Genomic DNA, 20,295 nt, shown 5'->3' with positions numbered 1-20,295 from the left:
TTAACTTCCAACTCGCGCATGCGCCAATGAGCGCCGATCCGAGCCCAGGATGAGGCCCAGCGTGACGGCAAACCACACGGTCGGATGCCGCAGAATGAAATGGCTGATGCTGAAGACGGCGAGTGCAAAGATCAGGACAGCCAAGGCGTCGAGCCGCGCGCGAAGCAGGAGCGCAAACGTGCCGACAAGCAGGCTAACAATGGCGATCACGCCAGGCAGTCCGCCTTGGGTAAACACGTCCAGAAGAGTGCTGTGAGCTTCCACCGGAAGCGCTACGCCCTTGTCCGTGATTCCGCTTGGCTTCTCCAGATGTGGCCCGGGTCCAAGGCCAAGCGACCCGGACTCCAGTCCGGCATGCAAGGCGTCTTGCCAAAGACTTAGCCGCAGATTGGCGGTCGCCTTCGTTGCCTCACCGCCACGATCCTTCATCATGCCGGCGGCCAGCCCCTCGACATCATTCGCCGTTGCCACCCCGTAGGGAAGCAGTGAGAGCGAGAGCGGAATTATGGCCACAACGACGATCGCTGCAGCTGCGAAACGCAGGCTCCATCGATGTTCGGGTGATGTCAGCCAGCTTCGCAAGCGCAGCGCAATGAGCAGCGGGATCGACAGCGACATCGAGATAAGAAAGGTATCGCTCTTCGTCAGCCGGCCGACGACGAATGTTACGATGCAGCTAAACACTGCGACGATCCGGCCAAACCGCTTGGCCGTCAGAGCCATGTGAAGCGAGAGTGGTGTCAAGACCGCACAGTAGATTGCAAGCTGGTTTGGATTCTCCGACCACCCGCGGAACCGGTCCCAATACCATGGATCCACCGACGAGATGCTGAGATAGCCCCAGCCCAATGCAAGTTGCACCGCCACGGCGACGATCCAGAATCCGATCAGGAACCACAGCGATTGGCGCAGGGTATCCTCGGGTCTCAACGTTGCAGCCACCAGGCAAGTGAGGGCCGCCACGAGGAGATATGCGAAGATGTCGTGCACGACGAGCTCTGGGTCGACGATCTCCGGGCGCAGCAATGCAAGGAAGCCCCCGAAACTCTGAATCAAGACAAAGCAGCCCCAGAATGCAACGAGCCAGAGCAGGGCTTGGGGGTTGTAAATTCTTGAGCCGACCAAGAGATGCAGGGATGCGAGACCGAGCCAGAGGACGAGGCAGGCTTCCCCGATGCCCAGGGGGAAGCTGGGAAGACGCAGCTGCGAGGCTGTCCCAAGCACGAGGCCAAGCGCAAGAAGGGCACTGCCGATCATTGTACTTCACTGCTGCTGTGCGCCGCCGCCCGCCAGCCGCTGGAATAGCTGCGGGAAAGCAGCTGCGTGTAGAGCTCGGCATAGCGATCGGCGACGACGTTCAGGTCGAACTCCTTGCGCACCACGTTGATCGAGCGTTGACCCATCGTCTTTGCACGCGTGGAATCCTGAAGAAGGTCGAGAATTGAGGCCGCGAGCGCGCGCGGGTCGCGCGGCGCTACAAGTTTGCCGTTCCAGTCCTCGCGGACCACGTCATCGCACCCCGGCATGCGGGAGGCGACGATTGGCACGCCAGCCAATCCGGCTTCCAAAAGAACACGGGGAATGCCTTCACGATACTCAGTCGGAAAGGCAAAGAGGTCGGCGATACCCAGAAGCGCGGGAATATCCGATCTGGCGCCGGTCGCAATCACATATGGTGCGTGCGCCTCGATCAGCGCCTGACCTACCGCGAATGGACCCTCGCTTTCGCGCGGACCGACGAGCAGAAAGCGGACATTCGGGCGGACCTCATGCACGAGCTTGGCCGCTTCGAGGAGCGTTGTGATTCCTTTTTGGACAGTTAATCGACTTACTGTCAGGACAATCTCGGCATCGCCCAGCCCGAGTTCGGCGCGCAGCTCGCCAGGCGGGGCCGTTCGCGCCTGCGCCGCTTCGAAAGCGCCGACATCGATCCCCGAGCTTCCGATGATGACAGATGAGCTCTTTCCAAGCAGGCGGTGTCGTTGAAAGAAGCTGCTGTCGGCCTTGTTCTGGAAAACCGTCGCCGCAGTCCAGCAAGCAGCCAGGCGTTGCATCGCCAGATAGACGGGGCGGAAGGCCAGGGCTCTCAGTTCTGTCGATGAGAATACCCATCCCATTCCGTTGATCGTGCGCACAACGGGTACGGAGCCGCGAAGCGTCAGCGGCGCAAACAGGTTGGGCTTGGTATCAAACGTCTGGATCACGTCGGGCCGAGCGCTCTTCACGAGCCGCGCCAGCTGGCCCATGGCCGCGCGATCGGCAAAGCCGACGCCAAATCTGTCGAACTGATATTGATGATACGGGATTCCGGTCTTCGCGAATGCAGAGACTGCACCAGTGCCGGCCGCGCTCACGCGGAGGCCGCGGCTCTGCAGAGCCGCCAGGAACGGGATACGCAGAGCGTGATCCTCGCCTCCTACGCAAAGCAAGTGCAGCGCCATGTTGGTTCCTTCCAGCCCTTTGAGCAATCCCGGCAAGATGTGAATCTTCGCGGAGGCCCCCGGTTTTCCCGGCGAAAGTTTGACAGGATCAGGTTAGGACGTGGCTGCGGCCTGTCTTCATTCATTCGCATGACAGCGGAAGTGAGCGGTTGGCGGACGTGCTCGAACAGGGCTGAAAAGACGACGCGGCGCGAGTGCATGTTTGCCGAACGCGCCGCGAAGCACGTCGATGTCCGACCAGTCGAGACAACGCGACACCGTATTCCGCGTGCACGCTAGGGCAGGACGGCGAGGCGGCCCAGCAACGCGATCAGGTCTGCTTGCCGGCGTGTCTGTGTTTTGACAAACAGGGAAGCCAACTGGGAGCGTACTGTCGTTCGACTCAATCGTCGCGAACGAGCAATGTCGATCAGGTTGTTGCCTCGCGCCAACTCGAGAGCAAGCTGGGTTTCGGCAGCGGTGAATCCAAACAACCGCTGCAACGTCCGCGGCGAAGGCTCCGGATGCGCGTCGAGATCCAGCAGGATCAATGCGATGGTCTCGTCGGACCATGCATTCGCGACCTGGTTGATCAGCGCGGTAAATCCTTCCTTGGTGGATGTCGCCAACCAGGAAGTCGAGCCTGCCGGAAACTGTGCGCCGGCGCGGTGAACCAGTTGCTTGACGGCGCCATAGAGCGTTTCGTGGCTCGCATCCACGCGCGCTTCGCGTTCCAATATTGCGCGGCCGGCCGGACTGAGTTCGATGACCTTGCCGCGCCTGAGCAAGACCTGTCCGCAGCCGATCCGCGCGAGCACCCCGCGCAAGCCGTCCTGCTTGGGGTTCTGGGCGTCAGAATGAGCAGATGAAACGGGACTGGAAATATTGAATATTGATTCAGAAGAATGACGCTGTAGAGCAATGGTAGACCTTGGCAATGCTTGGCTTAAGTTCAACATTTTATTCCCCCGGCCGCGCTGACCCGATGGAGTGAACGTGCCACAAAGATTCCCAACTTCTGCCAAGCATGGCAACGTTGAATGGGGGGTAACCCCGCGGCCGTCGGAGGGGGTGAAAGTTGCCGATCTTCCGGGCATCGACCCGGTTGTGATCAACGAAGAGGTAGCAACGTGGGTTGAAGGGGTAGCAAGGCGGGTTTAAGCCTCCCGGGAGCAGCCATGGAGGTATGCGGAAGCTACTCCGGAAGGAGCGCCCTGCTTACTCTTAAGGGAGTACCTCTGTTCGTGCTCAATTCGAGAAGGCCGGCGCAGGGCGCAATGTGACTTCAATCACGTCGCCTGGCTCCACGTCGAAGTCGACGGATGCGGGTATCCTGTCCCACTGTTGACCGAGCCGCCGCACGACGACCACGTCGGGATTGAGCTCGCCTGAATTGACGGGGATGGCACCCGAGCCGCCGATGGGCTGCAGTTTCTGGCTGAGCGCCTGCATTCTCACGCGCAAGTCCGCCAATCGAACGTTCGAGTCCTTCTGCTCCCTGAGCAGATTGATCGTGCGCTGGCTGGTGACACGTCCCGCCTGCCGCACGAAGTCCTCACGCTGACGCTGGAGCCGCATGAGTTCGACGCTCGTCTGCAGGCGCCGGGTCGAGGACAGCAACAGGGCGCGCCGGCTTTCGCTGACACGAGGACTTGCGAGCAGGCCGGAGCCGAACGCCTTCATGACCCGTTCGAGCTCCTCTTCGTCGGCCTGCACGCCCTTCTCTTCACCTTCCTGTTGCTTCTTGAGCGTAGCGAACTGCGCGTCCGTTTGCTTTACGGCGTCGTCCAGGAAGCGTTGTTCCGTGCGGTAGTCGCTTTGCGAGGTCTTCAGAGAGTCCTTCTCGGCTTGAACGACCGAACCGATCACGCTCGCGGGCAGCGAAATGTCGCTTGGAGGCGTGGCGTCGAACGTGTCGCGGCCATCCAGCTCCGCGCCGGTTCGGACGATATGGAAATATTCCTTGGTGTATTCGGTGGCGAGAGACTGGTAGTCCCGTACAAGATCCGCAGGGTCGGTGGCGCCGGGCTGCATGCCACGCGATCGCAACAGGCTGAAACCGCCGGCCACTGCCACGGCCTGGCGCACGGTCATTGAAGCCCGATACGTCTGCTGTCCGGGCGTGAGCACGTCGCCGGAAACATAGACCGGCCGATATTCCACGACGCTTGCCATGACGTCGCCGGGCTTGACCACGAATGCCTGGTCGCGTCCGTCGGTCAGGCGTTGACGCAGTATCCGTGCCTGCAGCAGCGTCTCGATGCGGTTCTGCATCTGCGCCGGGGTCAGGCCGGCAACTTCAACCGTCCCCCCTCCCGGGAGAGGGATGGTGCCGTCGATCTGGATCTGCGTGCGGTTGCGTTGATCGGGGAGGCCACCGATCGAAATCTCGATGGTATCACCCGGTCCGAGCTTGTATGGCGCGGCAAGGGATAGCCCGCTTGTCGCGAAAAACAGAACCGCTGCGCATGGACCCAGCAGGAGGGTGGAAGAGGACCTGCCTTGCTTCTTGCATTTCATGGACGAACTCCCGATGCAACCGAGCCTTCGTCGCTCGCGATTTAGGGATACTGATAGAAGATCCTTCTCAGCCGGCTATCTTCAAATCCGGTATGCGGGCGGTCGGAAGAAAGATCTCGTAGTTTCCGAAGAAGTGCCTCTGCTCCTCGACGTGGTCGAACAGGCCCTGGCTCAAGGCAGCGAGGATCTCGCTGATCCCTTGCTGAACGCTGATTTCAGGCGTGAAATTCAATACCCGGCGGATCTTGTCGAAATTCACGCGGTAATTTCGGGGATCGGCGCCGCGCTCCTGATAGGTCACCTTCGATCGCGGAATGTGCCGCATGATCTCCTCAACGACCATCAGCTTGGTGAAGTTGTTTTCCTCGCAGCCCACATTGAAGACTTCGAAGGCGACCTTGCTGGTGGGCGCGCGGAGCACTTCCTCGATCGCGCGGGCAAAATCACGAACATGGCAGTAAGGACGCCAGGTGTTGGGATCGAATACCAGCAGTTCTTTTCCCAGGTGCAGTTCACGCACAAATTCGTTCACCGTGAGATCGAAGCGCATTCGCGAGGAAAGGCCAAAGGCCGTCGCAAAGCGGAGAACCGTTGGATGGAATCCAGCCTTTCCCTTGAGACCCAGGATCTTCTGCTCCATCTCCACCTTGTGCTTGGCGTAAAGGGAGAGTGGTGCGAGCGGGTAATTCTCGTCGACGGCTGTGTCTTCTTCCACGAGCCCATAGTTCGAGCAGGTGGACACAAAGATGAGCCGATCGACCGGATGATGTTGCATCGCGTCGATGAAGGACGCGACGCCATTCCGATTGATGGCGTGACTTTCGTCGGGGTACTTGCTCGTGATCGGATCGCCGACGAGCCCGGCCAGGATGACGACGTCATCCACACCCTTCAGTGCTTGATTGGCGAAACGGGGATCGCGAATATCGCCTTGCATGAATTCGTATTGCGGAACGCTCAGATAAGGCCAGGCACAGCTCTCGTTCTTGTAGATGAGCTGATCCAGGCAGCGGACGTGCCAACCCTTTCTCAGGAGATGGCCCGTGATCACTGAGCCCACGTAACCAGCACCACCTACCAGAAGCACAGTTCGCTTTTCAGTCGCCATTTGATCACCCGTCTACTTTTGAAATGAGTTCGCACCGACAGATCCGCCAGTTGGCGCTACGCCGCTCTGGCTGTCCGGTCGGGGTCTTCGCATGCGGTTGAGAAGCGGCTCCCCCACGGCGATCCAGACGGCCTGAACGATCCACCGGAGATCGGACGTGACGGTTCGATTGGAATAATATGCCAGGTCGATCTTCGCCTTGGCGGGAAACAGGACCTCCCGATAGAAATCCGCCACATTGCCGTCCGGCGGGAACAGCTCATTTTCATGGCGGAAGAGAACCTGGCATGGCCCGACGAGGCCTGGCCGGTGTTCCAGAATCTTTTCGAATCCGTTTCTGAAACAGTCGGCAAATACGAGCGTCTCGGGCCGCGGGCCGACGAAAGACATGTCACCCCGCAGGATGTTCCAGAGCTGCGGTAGCTCATCCAGCTTGAATGCAGCCAGCAGCCCGCCGATCGTCGTCATGCGGTTGTCGTTCACCATCGTGAGCGGACTTCCGCGATCGTCGCAATCGGCTCTGAACTTCCGGAACTTGTACATGCGGAACGGCGCCCCGTTCAGCCCGAGACGAAGTTGCGAATACAGTATCGGTCGCCCGCCTTCGATCCACACTGCAAGCGCAATGACCAACAGGATCGGCAACGAGACGATTATGGCCATCCCGGCACAGAGGAAATCGACGAGGCGCCGCAAGCGCACGGCCGGAGCTGCCGGCCCAGCGCATCCCGCATTGACCGTTTCGCTCATGCCTGTTCGACCTCCGCGGGACAGGTTGCCCGTAGTCCATCCGCGAGGCTGTCCGCCACGTGATCGACGTCGGCGGGAGTCATCGCGGGATGGAGCGGCAAGGTGAGCTCACGTCCGCAAAAATCCTCAGTGTTGGGTAGGCTGATGCCCGGATACTGATCCTGGTAGAACGTCAACCGATGCACCGGGGGATAGTGAATGGTCGTCTGAACGCCGCGCTTGCTGAGATGCTCGATCAGGGGCTGCCGCGCGCTTGCCGCAGGGAGAAGGACCGGCATGAGATGGTGGGCCGATACCCACGACGCGTTGAATGGCACCAGGACCGAAGGGCAACGCTCGGCGAGCCGCCGCCGATAGTGCAGCGACAGATGCCGCCTGGTGTCGTTCCAGCCTGTCAACTTACGCAGCTGCACCAGGCCGACCGCAGCGCGCAACTCGTCCATGCGGTAGTTGAATCCAAGAAGCGTCACATCGTATTCGGGGCTGCGGCTGACGAGGCGCTGGCGCGTGTTGGTGGTCATGCCATGCGACCTGGCGCGCTTGATCATGTCGTTCAAGATCCGGTGACGCGTTATGATTGCGCCGCCTTCAGCCGTCGTCATGTTCTTGTTGCCGTAGAAGGAAAATGCGGCTGCATCGCCAAACGTGCCGACCCCTTTGACGCCGGGCGCATGCGCGGCATCCTCGATCAGGAGCAGACCCTTGCTGCGAGCGAAGGCCTGCCACTCCTCTCGATCAGCGAGGTAACCCCCAAAATGCATGAGGATCACCGCTTTCGTCCGCGAAGTGCACTTGCGGAGCGCGTCGGCCGCGGACATCAGGGGAACGGTCCCGGATTGGACATCGACGAACACGGGCCGTGCTCCGACGTAGAGCACGGCATTGGCCGTGGCGACGAACGTGAGAGATGGAACGAGGACTTCATCGCCGGGGCCGACGCCGAGCGCATGCAGGATGAGGTGAAGTGCCGCCGTGCATGATCCGACTGCAACCGAGTCCTCGGCGTCATGCATGCGTGCAAACGTTTGCTCGAATTCCCGTACGCGATCCCCCATGGTGATCCAGCCGCTATCGATTGCGGCAACAAGAGCTTCCTTCTCGTCAATTCCCAGGGCCGGCTCTGATACCAACAGCATGTGTTCCTCTTCCCGTTCATTCCCCATGCGAAGGGTGACGCTGCGTCACGCAGCCGCAGTTGCGAATGCAGTCGATTGCTCGTCCCACGCAATGTCCTGGGCTTTCAGGAAGTCCTCGACCCGGCCAATGTCGAGCCACAGGCCAGTGTGCTTGAAGACGTTGACGCGGGCTTCTTCCTCGAGCATCTGGAACATCAGGTCGTCGAATCCGAAGGGGACGCCCGACGGAATGCGCTCGAGGACGACCGGATTCATGCAGTAGATTCCCATGCTGACGAGGTTCGTCAGCTCCGGCTTCTCGCGAAAGCCGGTCACGCGTCCATCGATTTCATCAATCACACCGAAGTCCATCTTCGTGCTCCGAACGGAGGTTCCGATGGTGATGTTGGCGTCGGATTTTCGGTGATTGTGGATCAGCTGGTTCAGGTTCAGGTCTGTCAGGACGTCGCCGTTGAGGACCAGGAACGGCTCGTTGAGCTGTTCTCGCAGCAATGACAGCGGACCGATCGTGCCGAGCGGCTCGAGCTCCTGCGTATAGGTGATCTGCATGTTCCACTGGCTGCCGTCGCCACAGACGCTGCGGATCAGATGGCCCAGATAACCGGTGGTGACGAAGACCTCTCCGATCCCGTTCCGTCTCAACCATTTGAGAACGAGCTCGAGGACGGGACGGGCGCCGATTGGCATGAGAGGTTTTGGCAAAATGGACGTATGTGGACGAAGTCGAGTTCCTCTGCCGCCGCACTGAACTACCGCTTTCATCTGAACCTCCATGTACTCAAAAAAATACGCTTCAAAAAAAACGAGATATGCTTCTCAGGAAAAAGGTAGGAGCAAACCATGCCTGCGTCTTCGTTCGTTTGCATGAGAGCGTTGGAATCGGACGGCAGAGGAAGGCCGGCGGGTTGTCCACGCAGTCGTGCAGTCGAGGCGTACCTCTCCGGAAGACACGGAATTCGCCTTGACTAGGAAGCTCAAGCGGAAGGGTTCGCGAAGGGCGAAAAAACACCGCACCCGGCGGCCGGGTGAAGCCCCGGAGTGCCAAGCCGCGATCGAGTCACAGGACAGCTCGTTTCCTCCGCTTGCCGAACGCGCCGGTCGGTCAGGTATCGGCGGCCAAGTTAACCTTGCTGGCGATGTAACGTGCCATGCCCCGAATTGAATCGAGATTCTCGGGCAGGATCTCATTGTCGTCGACGGCGATGCCGAAGGTCGACTCGATGAACCCGACCACCTCGAGCACTCCGGTCGAATCGATGATTCCCTGGTCGAGCAGGGAAGCGTCGTCGTTCAGCGACGCGATGTCGCTGATGTAGAAATTCGATGTCAGAAAAGCGCGGATCTGCTCCTTGCAGCGGTCGGGTGCCAAGACCAGTGTCATTGCGTTGGTGCTCCATATGAAAGCGGGTGCGTCGATTGGTCGTCCACTAGCTATCCGGTGATGAGCTCTCTCTTGTTGATCTTGCCCGTGTCCGTGCGCGCCAGTTCCGGCACGATAACGACGTATTTGGGGACCATGAAGCTCTCGAGGCGTTTGTGACATTCAAGCTGGATCTGCTTGGCGTCGATCGGCCGCCCCTGGTCGATGACCACGAATGCCTTGATCGCGTGGCCGAGCAGATCATCGGGAACGCCGACGACTGCCGCTTCCCTTATGCCGGGAATGTCCAGCAAAGCGCTCTCCACCTCCTTGGGCGCGACCTTCTCGCCGCGTGATTTGATGACCTCGTCGCTCCGGCTGACGAAGTACAGATATCCGTCGGCGTCCATCTGACAGTAGTCGCCGGTGTAAAGCACCTGCTCGCCGGGAAGCGGTCCGGGCTTGAGTTTCTTCGCAGTCGCTTCGGGCTTTCGCCAATAACCCTTCATGACGGTCGCACCGCGGATCACCAGCTGTCCGGCGATGCCGGCGCCGACCCGTTGGTCATGCTCGTCGACGATCCACATTTCGGTATTTGGGATGGCGATGCCTACGCTCGACGGCTTACGATCGAGGTCCTCCGGCGGCAGGTAGGTGCAGCGTTTGCATTCGGTAAGACCGTACATGGAGTAGATGCGTGCGCCGGGGAACGTGTGCCTCAGCTGCACCAGGTGCCGGACCGGCAGTGCGGCACCGGTGCTCGTCACGTAGCGAATGCTGGATAAATCGCAACTCTTCAACGACTCAAGCTGCAGCAGAGTCGAGAACATCGTCGGCACGCCGGGAAAACCCGTCACTCTCTCTTCCGCAACACGCCGAAGCGTCTCGGCGGGGAAAGCGAACGAGCGCTCGAGAACAAGACGTGCTCCGGCGCGTACGGCCATGATCATCTGATACAGGCCGTAGTCGAAGGCGAGTGGCAGAGCGTTGAGGATGACGTCATCGTCACGGACATCCAGATAGGAGGAAACCGACGTACACGCCGTCATCATGTTCCGGTGTGTCAGCATCACCCCTTTGGGCTCGCCGGTCGAGCCCGAGGTGTAGACAATGGCGGCGAGATCGATATCGATGCAACGGCGCGCGGGTGCTGCGTCGTGCTCGGTGGCCGTTGCGGTGTTCCATCGCACCGCATGTGGCAGTGCGTTCAAATCGACGTCGTCGATAGGGCCGGACACGATCACGCGGCGCAAGGACGGGCAATGTCGTGCAGGCTCGCGGAACGTCGCATAGAGGCGCGTTTGCGTAATGAGCGCGGTCGGCTGGCAGTCATTGAGGAGATAGCCGAGCTTGTCGGGTTTCGTGAGAGGATTGATGAGGCATACGATCGCGTTGGCCTTGAGGACGGCCCAGAAACTGACGGCTGCCTCGACGGTGTTATCGGCAAAGATCATCACACGGTCGCCGCGCTCGACGCCGGCCTCGGCCAGGTGGTGCGCGACCGCATTCGACCACGCCTCGAGCTGGTCGTAGGTGACCCGATGACCGTCGCAGACGAGCGCGACCTTCGCGCCGCTTTGATGGGCCGCGTTGATCAGGTAATCGTGCAGGAGCGGCACAGGATTGTTGATCATGCGTAAACTCCCGGTACGTCCTGGTGGTCGACGTCCACGCTGAGCTCGAGGCGGTGCGGTGCTTCCGGCCGGTCCGCGACGAATTGCTGGAACAGGAGCTGGGTGGACAAGACGCCGACGAGCGCCATGTTGTCGAAATTGGACAGGTCGCCATCGCCGGCGTGTGCATGGGCTTGGCACTTGGTGCGCAGCCGTTCGACCGCCACCGGGTCGAAGATGTTGGCGGCGCGGACGCTTGCGCTTGAAAGCGCTTCGTCGACATAAGGGGGGGCATCCCTGTCGACGAAGCAGAGCGCATTGGGGGTCCGGTAGGGCTGCTTCTTGCGTGTGACGATCTCTGGTGGAGCCTGCGATTGGGTGACGCGCTTAAGGACGTGCTTCTCGTCGAGGATACGAAGTTTGCAGGCGTCCGGAAGGGAGTTCGCGAGCTCGACGACGTCGTCGTCAAGGAATGGAAAGCGTCCCTCGACCGAATGCGCCATCAGCATCCGGTCTCCCTGGGAGGAGAGCAGGTATCCGGCCAGGAGCGTCTTGGTCTCGAGGTACTGATCTTGTGCAAGCGGCGTCCAGCGGGAAAAATCCGGCGGCAGACGATCGAGCAATTCGGTCACCGGGTCGGCTCGCGAAGTCGCCGCGCGCATGTCTTCGGAGAACAGGCGCTTGATCGCGCTGGTGCTGCGCCAACGCGGAGAGTGAGCAAAGCCGGGCGCATCTGGGGCAGAAATGCCGTGTCCGAAGAACTTGAGCGCGATGGCCTGCATGTGGACCGGCGATCGCGAGATGTAGGGATAGAGCCGGCTCAGAAGGGCGGCGCGCCGCGTTGAGGCCGGTTGGCGGCCCCAGAAACGGCGGATCTTGCCTTCCCGAAACACATCATAGCCGGCGAACATTTCATCTGCGCCTTCGCCGGTCAGCACGACCTTGATGCCGCGCTCGCGCACGAGCTTTGAGAGCAGGAACAGCGGTGCAGGGGCGGTCCTCAGAATTGGCCGCTCAGTGTGATAGATGACCTTGGGAAATACCTCGGCGATATCCTGCCGCGAGACCATGAGCTCGTGGTGCTCGCTCGCGATCGTGCGTGCCATTAGGCGCTGATAGGAGGTCTCGTCATACTCAGCGTCGGAAAAGCGCACGGAAAACGTCTGGAAGCGCCTGCCTGCGAACCGGCTTCCCAGTGCTGCAACAAGCGAACTGTCGAGGCCACCGGAGAGATAGCTTCCCACGGGGACGTCGGACCGCACCATTCGTAGCGCCGTAGCCGCTTCCAGTGCGCTGCGCACGGCATTGATCACATCGTCATTGCAGCCAGCGGACGAAATGCGATGCTCGTCGGACCGGGTCGCATAGCAGGGAGTCCAGAATGCGCGGTCCCGGACCGCGCCGCGCAGGTAGCTACGGACGTGTCCCGGTTCAATTTCCGTGATCCCCTGAAACACGCTTTGCGGCGGCACGCTGCTCCAGAAGGTGAAGGTCTGGTCGATGCCCGCTGGATCGAGCGCTCGAGGGATTGCCGGATTTGCCGCGAAGATGGCCTTGATCTCACTGGCGAAGTAGAGTTGGCCTTGATGGTTGCAGATATAGAGCGGACAGATTCCGGTCCGGTCACGGGACAGGACGAGGCGGCCGGCGGAGGCGTCCCAGATGGCAAGCGCCCATTGCCCGTTCATCCGTTCGAATGCTGCCTCGCCCCAGGCGCGATAGGCCTGAATGACGACCTCCGTGTCGCTGCGGGTGCGGAAGCGATGGCCGAGCGAGATCAGCTGCTCGCGCAGCTCGACATAGTTGAAGATCTCGCCGTTGAACACGATCCAGGCGGGCCCGCCGGGATCGGAGAGAGGTTGTTGCCCGCCCGCGATGTCGATGATCGAGAGCCGGGCGTGCGCCAGGCCCGCGCGTTGGTCCCGGTAGAGGCCCCGTTCGTCCGGTCCGCGATGTGCAAGCGCCCCGGCCATCCGCAAGAGCGCTTTCCGCGAAGGACTGGGAGCGTTCGCACTCAGCACCACGATGCCGGCGATGCCGCACATGCCGTCTAGTCCTCGATTACCGCATCAACGAGCAGAGGCGGGGTGTGAAGATAGCGCGTCGCGCGACGCTTGGAGGTGATGTCCTTGAAGACCTTCTGCACCTGCGCTGTGGCTATACCTACGGCCTCGGCCACGTTGTCGGCGGAAATGCCGTGGTTGACCGCGTACATGCAAACATCTGTCAATCGATAGGGGGCAGCGAAATAGAACTCCTCCTGGCTCTGCGGCAGCGAGAATGTGTCGGACGTCGGCGGCCGTCGCCTGATCTCGTCGTCGATGCCAAGGTACTCGGCCAGTTGGTAGACCTGGCTCTTGTAGAGATGCGCAATCGGCATGACGTCCGCATCCCCGTCACCCTGCTTCACGAAGAAGCCTTGATCGTGCTCGAGCCGGTTTGGCGTACCTATCACGGCATATTTCAGGCGGTCCGCGTGATAGTACTCGGTCATCTTGCGGACCCGTTGCTTGTAGTTGGTTGCAGCAACGATCTGCAGGTAGACCTCGGGCGGAAGACGCACGGTGGAGGTTTCGCCGTCCGGGCTTTGTACGGTCAGGCGGGTGATGTTGATGCCGGCGCTCTCCGAACCCGAGCCGAGTACCAGCTTGCATTTCCAGTCGGTTCCGTACTCGGGTACGACGGCTTGGATCGCCTCTCGCTGCCGGCGGTATGCACCCAATGCTTCGAGCGCCGGTGCAATGTCTTCGACGACTGTCGTGAGGCGCAGCTGCGCAGCAACCGTCCGGCCGAGCCTCAGCGCATCGGAAGACGAATCGCGCTCGGGCATCAGCAGACCGAGGACCTTCGTATTTCCAAATGCGCGTGCACAGAGCGCTGCGACCACGGAGCTGTCGATGCCGCCGGAAAGTCCGACGATGGCTCCGCGTCGGCCAAGTACGCCGAGGACGCGGTCGCGCAAGAACGCGACGATGCGCGCGACCTCCGATGGCGCATCCAGGACCAGGGCGTCTTTACTGAACGCGGGTTCGGTTTGGCTGTGGGCTGCTTGCAAGGTCACGTGAACAATCCGCCTCTCTCTGGGGGAACTCGGCCGGTGAGTAGGTTTGCGACAGCGCCTTCTGGACGAGGTGCAAGTTCATCGCGAGGTAAGGCGGCATGACCAGATCGGTGTGAGTGCCTGCGCTTGGGACGACATCGATCTGGGCAAACGCACGATCCCATCCCAAAGTTTGCGGCATCTTCTTTCGCTGGCATCGGAACAGAACGGCGGAGAACGGCAGCATCGATTTCGGCTCCGCCAACCAGCGGAAGTAGGCCTTCGCGCGCAAGACTTCCTGCAATTCCTGCTTGAGCCTGAAAGACGTGAGATCGAACTGCCCCTTCGTGCGGCGATCGAGCATCCGGGCCAGGTTAGCTTGATGGCCGAGCGCAACGGTTGCCTTGGCGAGGGCACGGCAGACCATCCGGGGCGCGGTGACCCGGTTGTTGCGGATTCGACGGATCGTGCGGGTCAACGTCTCCCATGCAGAACTGCGCTCGCCCATGAGACTGGTGTCGAGAATTCCGAAGAACTTCACCGAGCGGCCGGCGGCAAACATTCGCGTCGCGACCTCGAAGGCGACCGCCCCACCGAGGGAATGACCGAGAAGTCTGATATGGCCCCGTGGCTGGATGCGATTGATCTGCTCCACGGCAGCAGCAGCCATATCGCAAACGTTGTCCTGACCCTGCAATATCTTGCCGAGATCCGGGTAGCGGATCGGAACGACATGTGCAATTTCGCGCATTGAGGCTGTCAGGGCGGCAAGGCTGGCTCCATAACCAAGTGAGCCGGGCAGTAGGAAAAGCACGGGCGGCGCCGCCGCCGCAATGCACGAGGGCGGAGAAGCCAGATCCTCGCCTGTATCAATCAATGGTCGTAGTTTCATTGGAATGCAACCGACCGGCCGAGCTCCAAAATTGGAGTATGAAGACGTTGAAAATCCTCTCATCATTCATTTGCATGAAGCATATGGTCGCGCCCAAGAAATCGGTTATTTTCGCCCCAGTGCATCTGTCTTCCATGTCCCGCCTCCTCGAGCGGACGCGACGTTCGGGGCGTGCTCTTTCGACCCTCTGGGTCACACAGGCCCATTGATCGGCGCGCCCGACGTCCGCGCGCCGCCGGGCCCATTCAAGAGAAACAGCGCCACGATAATTCCCAGGGCGTAGCCGGTAGCTCCTCCGGCGGCCATCATGTATATCACCTGCAACGGGTCGAGGCCGAGATGAGCACCGATGAGGAGCGGGGCAAATACAAACACGGCCCGCACCAGATCGACCAGCAGACGCAGTTCCTGACGACGAAAAAGCGTCGGGACTTCTTGAATGGGCGTCGACAAGGCTTGTGCGGCGCACATGAGCGCCAGGGCGCCCATGATCTGACCCGTAGGTATCCAGGATTCTCCGAGCAGCGGAACGACGACGTAGGGGGAGACAAATCCAAGGCCGAGCACCGGCAGAACGATCAGGCCGGCCGCAACGACCAACAGGCCGCATGCGGTGCCGAGCAGATGATGACGATCGAAGTCTTTGCTGGCCTCGGCCACGAAGACATTGCTGAGCGGCAAGGCGATCAGGGTGACCGGACCCGTCACGAGACGGGCGGCGACGCCAAAATGCCCGGCAAATGCGGTACCGAATAGCGAGCCTATGAAGATTGCGGGGAGATTGATGATCGCGAATCCCGCAAGGGCCGAGGGCAGCTCGAACAGGGGAAACTTGTACTCTCGCCGCGCCGTCGCCGCGACCGAGCCCCACGAGGCTTGCGCGATGCGGCGGATGTCCTCCCATTTCAGGAGCCGGACGCAGAGAAATGTGATCAGCACAGCCTGGCTCAGGATGTGGGCTCGGATCATTGCATCGTCCCCGAGGTGCGCAAGGCCGAAGCTCACCTGGAGCAGTGCCATCGACGCCGGCAGGATGAGGCGGCCCATGCCGAAGTCACGCATATGATTGAAGCGCAAGCACCAGCAGTTCATTGCGTCGGCAACGCCGACCGCGGCCATCCCGATGGGTACGAGGTAGGTAAGATGTTGCAGTCGTCCTGGCACGACGTCCGACAGCATGTATCCCGCGGTGAGCACAACGGAGGTCGTAAAGCAGACCGCCACGAGTGTGAGCTTGAGCGCGACCAGCGCGTGAGCTCTGTCCTCGACCACATAAAGAGACGTGCTGAAGCGAAGTCCGGCTATCGCGCCGACGATGTTCACGATTGAGAGATAGATCGTGAAGATTCCAAAATCCTCCGGGGAATAGAGCCGGGTGAGGATGGGAATGGCCGCTACGAGCATGAGCTGGCCGGTGAGTGCGAGGGCGGAGACGCCCGCCGCCGCACGAACAAGGGCTCCTGTCCGCGTCGGACCGGTCGCCGGTTTCGCGGCCATGAAGAACTTCCTCGGTCCAGAATTCATTTTAAAAAGGGCAAGATCGTCGCGACGACTGTGCAATCTATTTCGGTTCGATCGTAGGATGGAGTGGGGTTCGCGCCATCATTCGTTCGCATGACGTTGACTGAAGTGTCGCGGAATCGAAGGAGGGTTTGCATGAACAGCTCGCGTTTGCGGAATAGACGACGCATGGAGCCCGATCGTGGGGCCGGACCCCGGCTGTGATGCGCGTGGCTTGTGGGCGGATGATGGATGCTCACGCAAGCCGCGCCGACGGGAGACGCCGATCTACAGGCGATGGGGACGTGAGCTGTGCAAGCCGAAGGCCGGTCCGCGCGAGCAGGTCCGACAAGGCGGATGGTCTGACGGCGATCAGGTTATCGTCGTCCGGGCCCGGTATGTCGGGAGACGCCGGCTCGAGTCGTCCCGCTCTGAGATGGAAGAGCTCAAACCCGTGATCGGTCAGCCGGTCATACAGCTCCGCACGCGAGGTGCCGGCCCGCCGAAGGTTGAGCTCGGAATCCTCTATGTACAGACATCGGCAATTGGAAATGGTCTGGGCGGCGCCCTTGAGGAGATCGACTTCGAATCCTTCGACATCGACCTTCAGAAGGTCGATCACCCGATTTTCGACGATCGAATCGAGGGTTCGTACTGGTACTCGGAGCGCCGCGCTGCCGGCCGGAGGCGTAGCGCATGCGAAGTTCATGTCATCACTCCGAAAGTCCGTGAAGACGAGTTCGCCTTCGGTGCTGCCGATCGCCGTGTTGTGGACCTCGACGGTCAATCCGTTCAGGCGAATGTTGCCCAGCAGGTATTTGCAGATGCGCGGATGTGCTTCGATAGCAATGACTCGTCCGGATCGGGTAACCCGCATGGCCGCCGCGAGACTCAGCTGTCCTACATTCGCGCCGACATCGACGAAGGTTTCTCCGGGTTGCAGGTAAGATCCGACGAAGTCGGCGTCATCGGCGCGAAGGTTTCGGTTGCGCCAGAGTCCTGCGGACATGGAGCTGGGATAGAAGCGCATTCTGTATCCGGCGGGAAAGCCGAAGGTGATAAAGCGGCACAATCCGCTCACCCACAGTCCGCGCGATAGCAGGAACCGAGCCTTGTCGGGCTCCTCTCGAATGCGAGTGAGCAGTTGATGCAATTTGTGCAAGGGGCCACCCATCTCTAGCGGTTAGCTGCTCGGGAGAGCGTAGGCTGACCGGAGCGCCCAGCCATCCTTCATTTGCATGACGATGATCATTCCGAGGCGCGAAGTTTCGCGGTCAGCTCGGTTGGCAGAAACACGGCGGCGCCGGGAGAGTTAGAATCGACCGATCGATACCATCATGCAAATGAAGGATGGCTGGGCGTTCCAGTCAGCATACCGTTCATCGAGCTGAGCTTGAGGGAAAAGCGATGAACTTGTTGCAGCCCGACGGGTCGGAGGGCATTCGAGATCCGGACGCCCGCCCCATGATTTCGGTGGCCATACCAACCTTCCGTCGACCGGATATGATACGCCGTGCGATCGAAAGCGTGCTGCAGCAGAATTACTCCGACTGGGAATTGGTGATCAGCGACGACGAAGGCCCAAAGGGCGTCAGTTGGAGCATTCTGTCTGAATACGCGCGGAGCGATTCCCGTATTCGGATTGTCGAGAACCACCGAGGACGGGGCCAGGTTGAGAATACGAACAGCGCGATGCTCGCCTGTCGCGGCCACTGGATCAAAGTGTTGCATGACGACGACTGGCTCGTGCCGGGATCGCTCGAGACTTTTGCGGAATTGGCGAGGACGTACCCCGCCGCTGCGTTCATGACTTCCACATCTCATCTCGTTCAGGATGAAGGCATAAAATACCGCCGGGGAGGGCAGGTTACGCTGTATTCGAGCCAGCAGTGCCTGACTGATCTCTATTTGGTCGGCAAGACCCGGGTGCTGGGGATCGTGCCGTCGACCCTGCTGATCAGCAGCGAGGTCATCCAGGCGGGTTGCTTAATGCGAAACTACAAGTCGATCAGGTGGGGAGTGGACCAGCTGTTCTTCGTCGACCTCGCCTGTCATGGCGACATGGTGGCGATCGACGACGGCCTGATCTTCTACGATATGACGGATCACGAGAACATTACCGCGTCCAAATCGTTCACTCAGATCGATGAGGAGACCCTTGATCTCAAGAATCTGACCTGGAGCCTGGTCGAGGACAAGCAAGGACTTCCGGATCCCGAAACGGTCGTGCGTGCATTACGGGTTGCAAGATTGCGCGGAAGATTTCGCCACCAGTCCTGGGGGGCGACGATCCGGGACGCGCTCCAGATCCTGCGTCCCTCGGTTATCAAGGCAGCCAACAAGGCGATCCGGGCGCGAGCGCGTACATCGGCAGCGGGCTCACTGGCTCGCGTGGGTCACGCCTGACGGAGCCGCCGCTGATCATTATCGGGACAAGGCGCTGGTCCGATCAGGGCCATCGAGACGTGTTACGAAGTCGAACACGGGGCCGCCCGCTACCCCCCAATTGCTCGACCAGATCACCTGGGAACCGTCGGGCGACGGCGAGCCGTGAGTCTCGTTCCAGTAGTCGTGCGGGACGTTGCGTGTGTACGCAATGCGTCGGAATTCGCCACTGCCGTCAATTCGCAGAGCAATGACTTCCCGAGCGAACGGCGCAAACTTTGGTAGCTGGGCGATCTCGGCTGGATCGCCGCCATAGCTTAGAATCACCCAGCCGGGCCAGTGGATCGCGCGCGTGGACGCATGCGAGGCCTCTCCACGCGGAGCAAGGGCGGTCACCACGCCGTCATCCAGCCGGCGCTTGATCACCTGGTATATGTCGGGATCAGATTTGCTGATTCCGACGTATACCTCGCGTCCGTCGGCGTCCACGGCCATGTCGCCATGACTCGGACGGTGATGTTCGGTCCAGCTTTGCACCAGATCGCCTGCGACGGTAAAGATGAATGCCTCATCCTTTCCGTCGACCCATCGGCTGCATCTGATGTAGCTGCCCAGGGCAGATATCTCGCAAACGCCGTCTCGCCCGGGCAGTTTTCCCACTTCGATATCCGGAAACTTCTGTCGGCTCACGAGGTCAAACGCGAATGCGACAACGACGCCGTCGGCGCGCGTGCCTCGCACGGCGATGCGCCGGCCGTCCTGAGAGGGATTGCCCTTGCCCGGTCCGAACTGAAGGCCGCGATAGCCATCGGCCATCAGCATGATCTCTTCGGCGTTGGTTCTCGGCGTCCAGAGCGAGATCTTGCGACCGATCACGCATATCATGCGCTCGGGATCGCGCGGGTGCCACTCGCACTCGTCTTCGCGTTGCCGGCGGAACAGCGGAACGTATGTCCGTCCGTCCAGAAAGCAGAGCCCGTTACAGCCGTTGGCGATCAGAAGCAAAGTCTGGTCGGCGTTCCAGGCCTGCGCGCTCGAATATCGGTGGGTGCAATAGGCTCGCTGACAGGCCAAGCCAGCGCCCAAGGGCCCCGGGGTTGTTATCCGGACGATCGTGGCGCCGGTGTCGGGGTCGGTGACCGGAACGAGATAGTCGGGCAGGTTCATGCTGCTGGCAGTCGTCAGCTTGGTTTTTCCAAGCGTCTGTGCGGCAGCGATGCCCGCCAGTGCAAGCACGACGGCCGCGGCGCCGGCCAGGCCAATTCGCGTGTAGTGGGACGGAGACATCCGTATCATGCTCCATGGCAAGCAGGGGGCTCGGATCATCCAGGTGGGCAAGCGACCGCTATGAGGTTCGATGCTTGCCGGTCACCAGGTTCCTGCGGCGACCAGAAATACTGGTTCGACGATGCGTTCTAGCTGCTCGGTCGCCGCGCGCATCATTTGAATGCAGGAGACGCCCCGCGAAATGTTGCCGATCCACGGGCAGGTTCTGATCCTCTCGCTCGAGAGATCAGTCCGGCGCGGTTAGCCGGGCGGCGCGTATGGGCGCCGCCCGGAATTTATTGAGG

General features: G+C 60.8%; 17 protein-coding genes. 1 reads left to right on the top strand and 16 read right to left on the bottom strand.

Features of this window, described 5'->3' with window-relative positions; all coding sequences use genetic code 11:
• The 15 genes from OWC48_RS02430 to OWC48_RS02360 form a co-directional block, all read right to left on the bottom strand.
• Complete coding sequence (locus tag OWC48_RS02430; protein ID WP_282518499.1) at nucleotides 1–1,257, bottom strand: O-antigen ligase; 1,257 nt, start codon at nucleotides 1,255–1,257, stop codon at nucleotides 1–3.
• On the bottom strand, nucleotides 1,254–2,477 hold the full coding sequence (locus OWC48_RS02425) for a glycosyltransferase (protein WP_282518498.1): 1,224 nt from the start codon (nucleotides 2,475–2,477) through the stop codon (nucleotides 1,254–1,256). Before OWC48_RS02425 ends, OWC48_RS02430 begins: the two co-directional genes overlap by 4 nt.
• Before the next feature lie 239 nt (nucleotides 2,478–2,716).
• Nucleotides 2,717–3,379, bottom strand: a complete 663-nt coding sequence (locus OWC48_RS02420) for a helix-turn-helix transcriptional regulator (RefSeq protein WP_144030703.1) — start codon at nucleotides 3,377–3,379, stop codon at nucleotides 2,717–2,719.
• 289 nt (nucleotides 3,380–3,668) lie between these two features.
• The gene (locus OWC48_RS02415) at nucleotides 3,669–4,940 is read right to left on the bottom strand and encodes a polysaccharide biosynthesis/export family protein (protein ID WP_282518497.1); all 1,272 of its coding nucleotides are present in this window, start codon (nucleotides 4,938–4,940) and stop codon (nucleotides 3,669–3,671) included.
• Between the two features lie 67 nt (nucleotides 4,941–5,007).
• Nucleotides 5,008–6,048 carry an NAD(P)-dependent oxidoreductase gene (locus OWC48_RS02410; protein WP_282518496.1) on the bottom strand — a complete coding sequence of 347 codons (1,041 nt, stop codon included), beginning with the start codon at nucleotides 6,046–6,048 and terminating at the stop codon, nucleotides 5,008–5,010.
• 12 nt (nucleotides 6,049–6,060) lie between these two features.
• Complete coding sequence (locus OWC48_RS02405) at nucleotides 6,061–6,798, bottom strand: sugar transferase (protein WP_282518495.1); 738 nt, start codon at nucleotides 6,796–6,798, stop codon at nucleotides 6,061–6,063.
• A complete protein-coding gene (locus OWC48_RS02400) occupies nucleotides 6,795–7,934 on the bottom strand; it encodes a DegT/DnrJ/EryC1/StrS aminotransferase family protein (RefSeq protein WP_282518494.1) in 1,140 nt (379 codons plus the stop codon). The genes OWC48_RS02405 and OWC48_RS02400 overlap by 4 nt, the downstream gene beginning before the upstream one ends.
• Before the next feature lie 45 nt (nucleotides 7,935–7,979).
• Nucleotides 7,980–8,696, bottom strand: a complete 717-nt coding sequence (locus OWC48_RS02395; protein WP_063986521.1) for a sugar phosphate nucleotidyltransferase — start codon at nucleotides 8,694–8,696, stop codon at nucleotides 7,980–7,982.
• A 340-nt stretch (nucleotides 8,697–9,036) separates the two neighbouring features.
• Nucleotides 9,037–9,315: an acyl carrier protein gene (locus OWC48_RS02390; RefSeq protein ID WP_282518493.1), complete on the bottom strand. Its 279-nt coding sequence runs from the start codon at nucleotides 9,313–9,315 to the stop codon at nucleotides 9,037–9,039.
• Between the two features lie 50 nt (nucleotides 9,316–9,365).
• Nucleotides 9,366–10,928: a class I adenylate-forming enzyme family protein gene (locus tag OWC48_RS02385; RefSeq protein ID WP_282518492.1), complete on the bottom strand. Its 1,563-nt coding sequence runs from the start codon at nucleotides 10,926–10,928 to the stop codon at nucleotides 9,366–9,368.
• A complete protein-coding gene (gene asnB / locus OWC48_RS02380) occupies nucleotides 10,925–12,952 on the bottom strand; it encodes an asparagine synthase (glutamine-hydrolyzing) (RefSeq protein WP_282518491.1) in 2,028 nt (675 codons plus the stop codon). Before asnB ends, OWC48_RS02385 begins: the two co-directional genes overlap by 4 nt.
• Before the next feature lie 5 nt (nucleotides 12,953–12,957).
• On the bottom strand, nucleotides 12,958–13,968 hold the full coding sequence (gene nadE, locus OWC48_RS02375; protein ID WP_282518490.1) for an NAD(+) synthase: 1,011 nt from the start codon (nucleotides 13,966–13,968) through the stop codon (nucleotides 12,958–12,960).
• Nucleotides 13,922–14,839: a thioesterase domain-containing protein gene (locus OWC48_RS02370; RefSeq protein WP_282518489.1), complete on the bottom strand. Its 918-nt coding sequence runs from the start codon at nucleotides 14,837–14,839 to the stop codon at nucleotides 13,922–13,924. The genes nadE and OWC48_RS02370 overlap by 47 nt, the downstream gene beginning before the upstream one ends.
• Nucleotides 14,840–15,031: 192 nt before the next feature.
• A complete protein-coding gene (locus OWC48_RS02365; RefSeq protein ID WP_282518488.1) occupies nucleotides 15,032–16,336 on the bottom strand; it encodes a lipopolysaccharide biosynthesis protein in 1,305 nt (434 codons plus the stop codon).
• Between the two features lie 259 nt (nucleotides 16,337–16,595).
• A complete protein-coding gene (locus OWC48_RS02360) occupies nucleotides 16,596–17,369 on the bottom strand; it encodes an FkbM family methyltransferase (protein WP_282518487.1) in 774 nt (257 codons plus the stop codon).
• Nucleotides 17,370–17,746: 377 nt separating this feature from the next.
• Here OWC48_RS02360 and OWC48_RS02355 point away from each other — a divergent pair, with 377 nt between their 5' ends.
• Nucleotides 17,747–18,745 (top strand): glycosyltransferase family 2 protein, encoded by a 999-nt coding sequence (locus OWC48_RS02355; protein ID WP_282518486.1) that lies wholly within the window; start codon nucleotides 17,747–17,749, stop codon nucleotides 18,743–18,745.
• An 18-nt stretch (nucleotides 18,746–18,763) separates the two neighbouring features.
• Here OWC48_RS02355 and OWC48_RS02350 read toward each other — a convergent pair whose 3' ends face one another.
• Complete coding sequence (locus tag OWC48_RS02350; protein WP_282518485.1) at nucleotides 18,764–20,011, bottom strand: hypothetical protein; 1,248 nt, start codon at nucleotides 20,009–20,011, stop codon at nucleotides 18,764–18,766.
• Nucleotides 20,012–20,295 lie beyond the last annotated feature (284 nt).

This window comes from Bradyrhizobium sp. Arg816 (assembly GCF_029989365.1).
Taxonomy (GTDB): domain Bacteria; phylum Pseudomonadota; class Alphaproteobacteria; order Rhizobiales; family Xanthobacteraceae; genus Bradyrhizobium.
This window is presented reverse-complemented; position numbering and strand designations above follow the sequence as displayed.

Excerpts from the sequence above, each read along its gene's own strand:
- OWC48_RS02430 (WP_282518499.1), bottom strand. The coding sequence starts at position 1,257 with ATGATCGGCAGTGCCCTTCTTGCGCTTGGCCTCGTGCTTGGGACAGCC.
- OWC48_RS02420 (WP_144030703.1), bottom strand. The coding sequence starts at position 3,379 with ATGTTGAACTTAAGCCAAGCATTGCCAAGGTCTACCATTGCTCTACAG.
- OWC48_RS02415 (WP_282518497.1), bottom strand. The coding sequence starts at position 4,940 with ATGAAATGCAAGAAGCAAGGCAGGTCCTCTTCCACCCTCCTGCTGGGT.
- OWC48_RS02410 (WP_282518496.1), bottom strand. The coding sequence starts at position 6,048 with ATGGCGACTGAAAAGCGAACTGTGCTTCTGGTAGGTGGTGCTGGTTAC.
- OWC48_RS02405 (WP_282518495.1), bottom strand. The coding sequence starts at position 6,798 with ATGAGCGAAACGGTCAATGCGGGATGCGCTGGGCCGGCAGCTCCGGCC.
- OWC48_RS02400 (WP_282518494.1), bottom strand. The coding sequence starts at position 7,934 with ATGCTGTTGGTATCAGAGCCGGCCCTGGGAATTGACGAGAAGGAAGCT.
- OWC48_RS02395 (WP_063986521.1), bottom strand. The coding sequence starts at position 8,696 with ATGAAAGCGGTAGTTCAGTGCGGCGGCAGAGGAACTCGACTTCGTCCA.
- OWC48_RS02390 (WP_282518493.1), bottom strand. The coding sequence starts at position 9,315 with ATGACACTGGTCTTGGCACCCGACCGCTGCAAGGAGCAGATCCGCGCT.
- OWC48_RS02385 (WP_282518492.1), bottom strand. The coding sequence starts at position 10,928 with ATGATCAACAATCCTGTGCCGCTCCTGCACGATTACCTGATCAACGCG.
- asnB (WP_282518491.1), bottom strand. The coding sequence starts at position 12,952 with ATGTGCGGCATCGCCGGCATCGTGGTGCTGAGTGCGAACGCTCCCAGT.
- OWC48_RS02370 (WP_282518489.1), bottom strand. The coding sequence starts at position 14,839 with ATGAAACTACGACCATTGATTGATACAGGCGAGGATCTGGCTTCTCCG.
- OWC48_RS02365 (WP_282518488.1), bottom strand. The coding sequence starts at position 16,336 with ATGGCCGCGAAACCGGCGACCGGTCCGACGCGGACAGGAGCCCTTGTT.
- OWC48_RS02360 (WP_282518487.1), bottom strand. The coding sequence starts at position 17,369 with ATGCGCTTCTATCCCAGCTCCATGTCCGCAGGACTCTGGCGCAACCGA.
- OWC48_RS02355 (WP_282518486.1), top strand. The coding sequence starts at position 17,747 with ATGAACTTGTTGCAGCCCGACGGGTCGGAGGGCATTCGAGATCCGGAC.
- OWC48_RS02350 (WP_282518485.1), bottom strand. The coding sequence starts at position 20,011 with ATGTCTCCGTCCCACTACACGCGAATTGGCCTGGCCGGCGCCGCGGCC.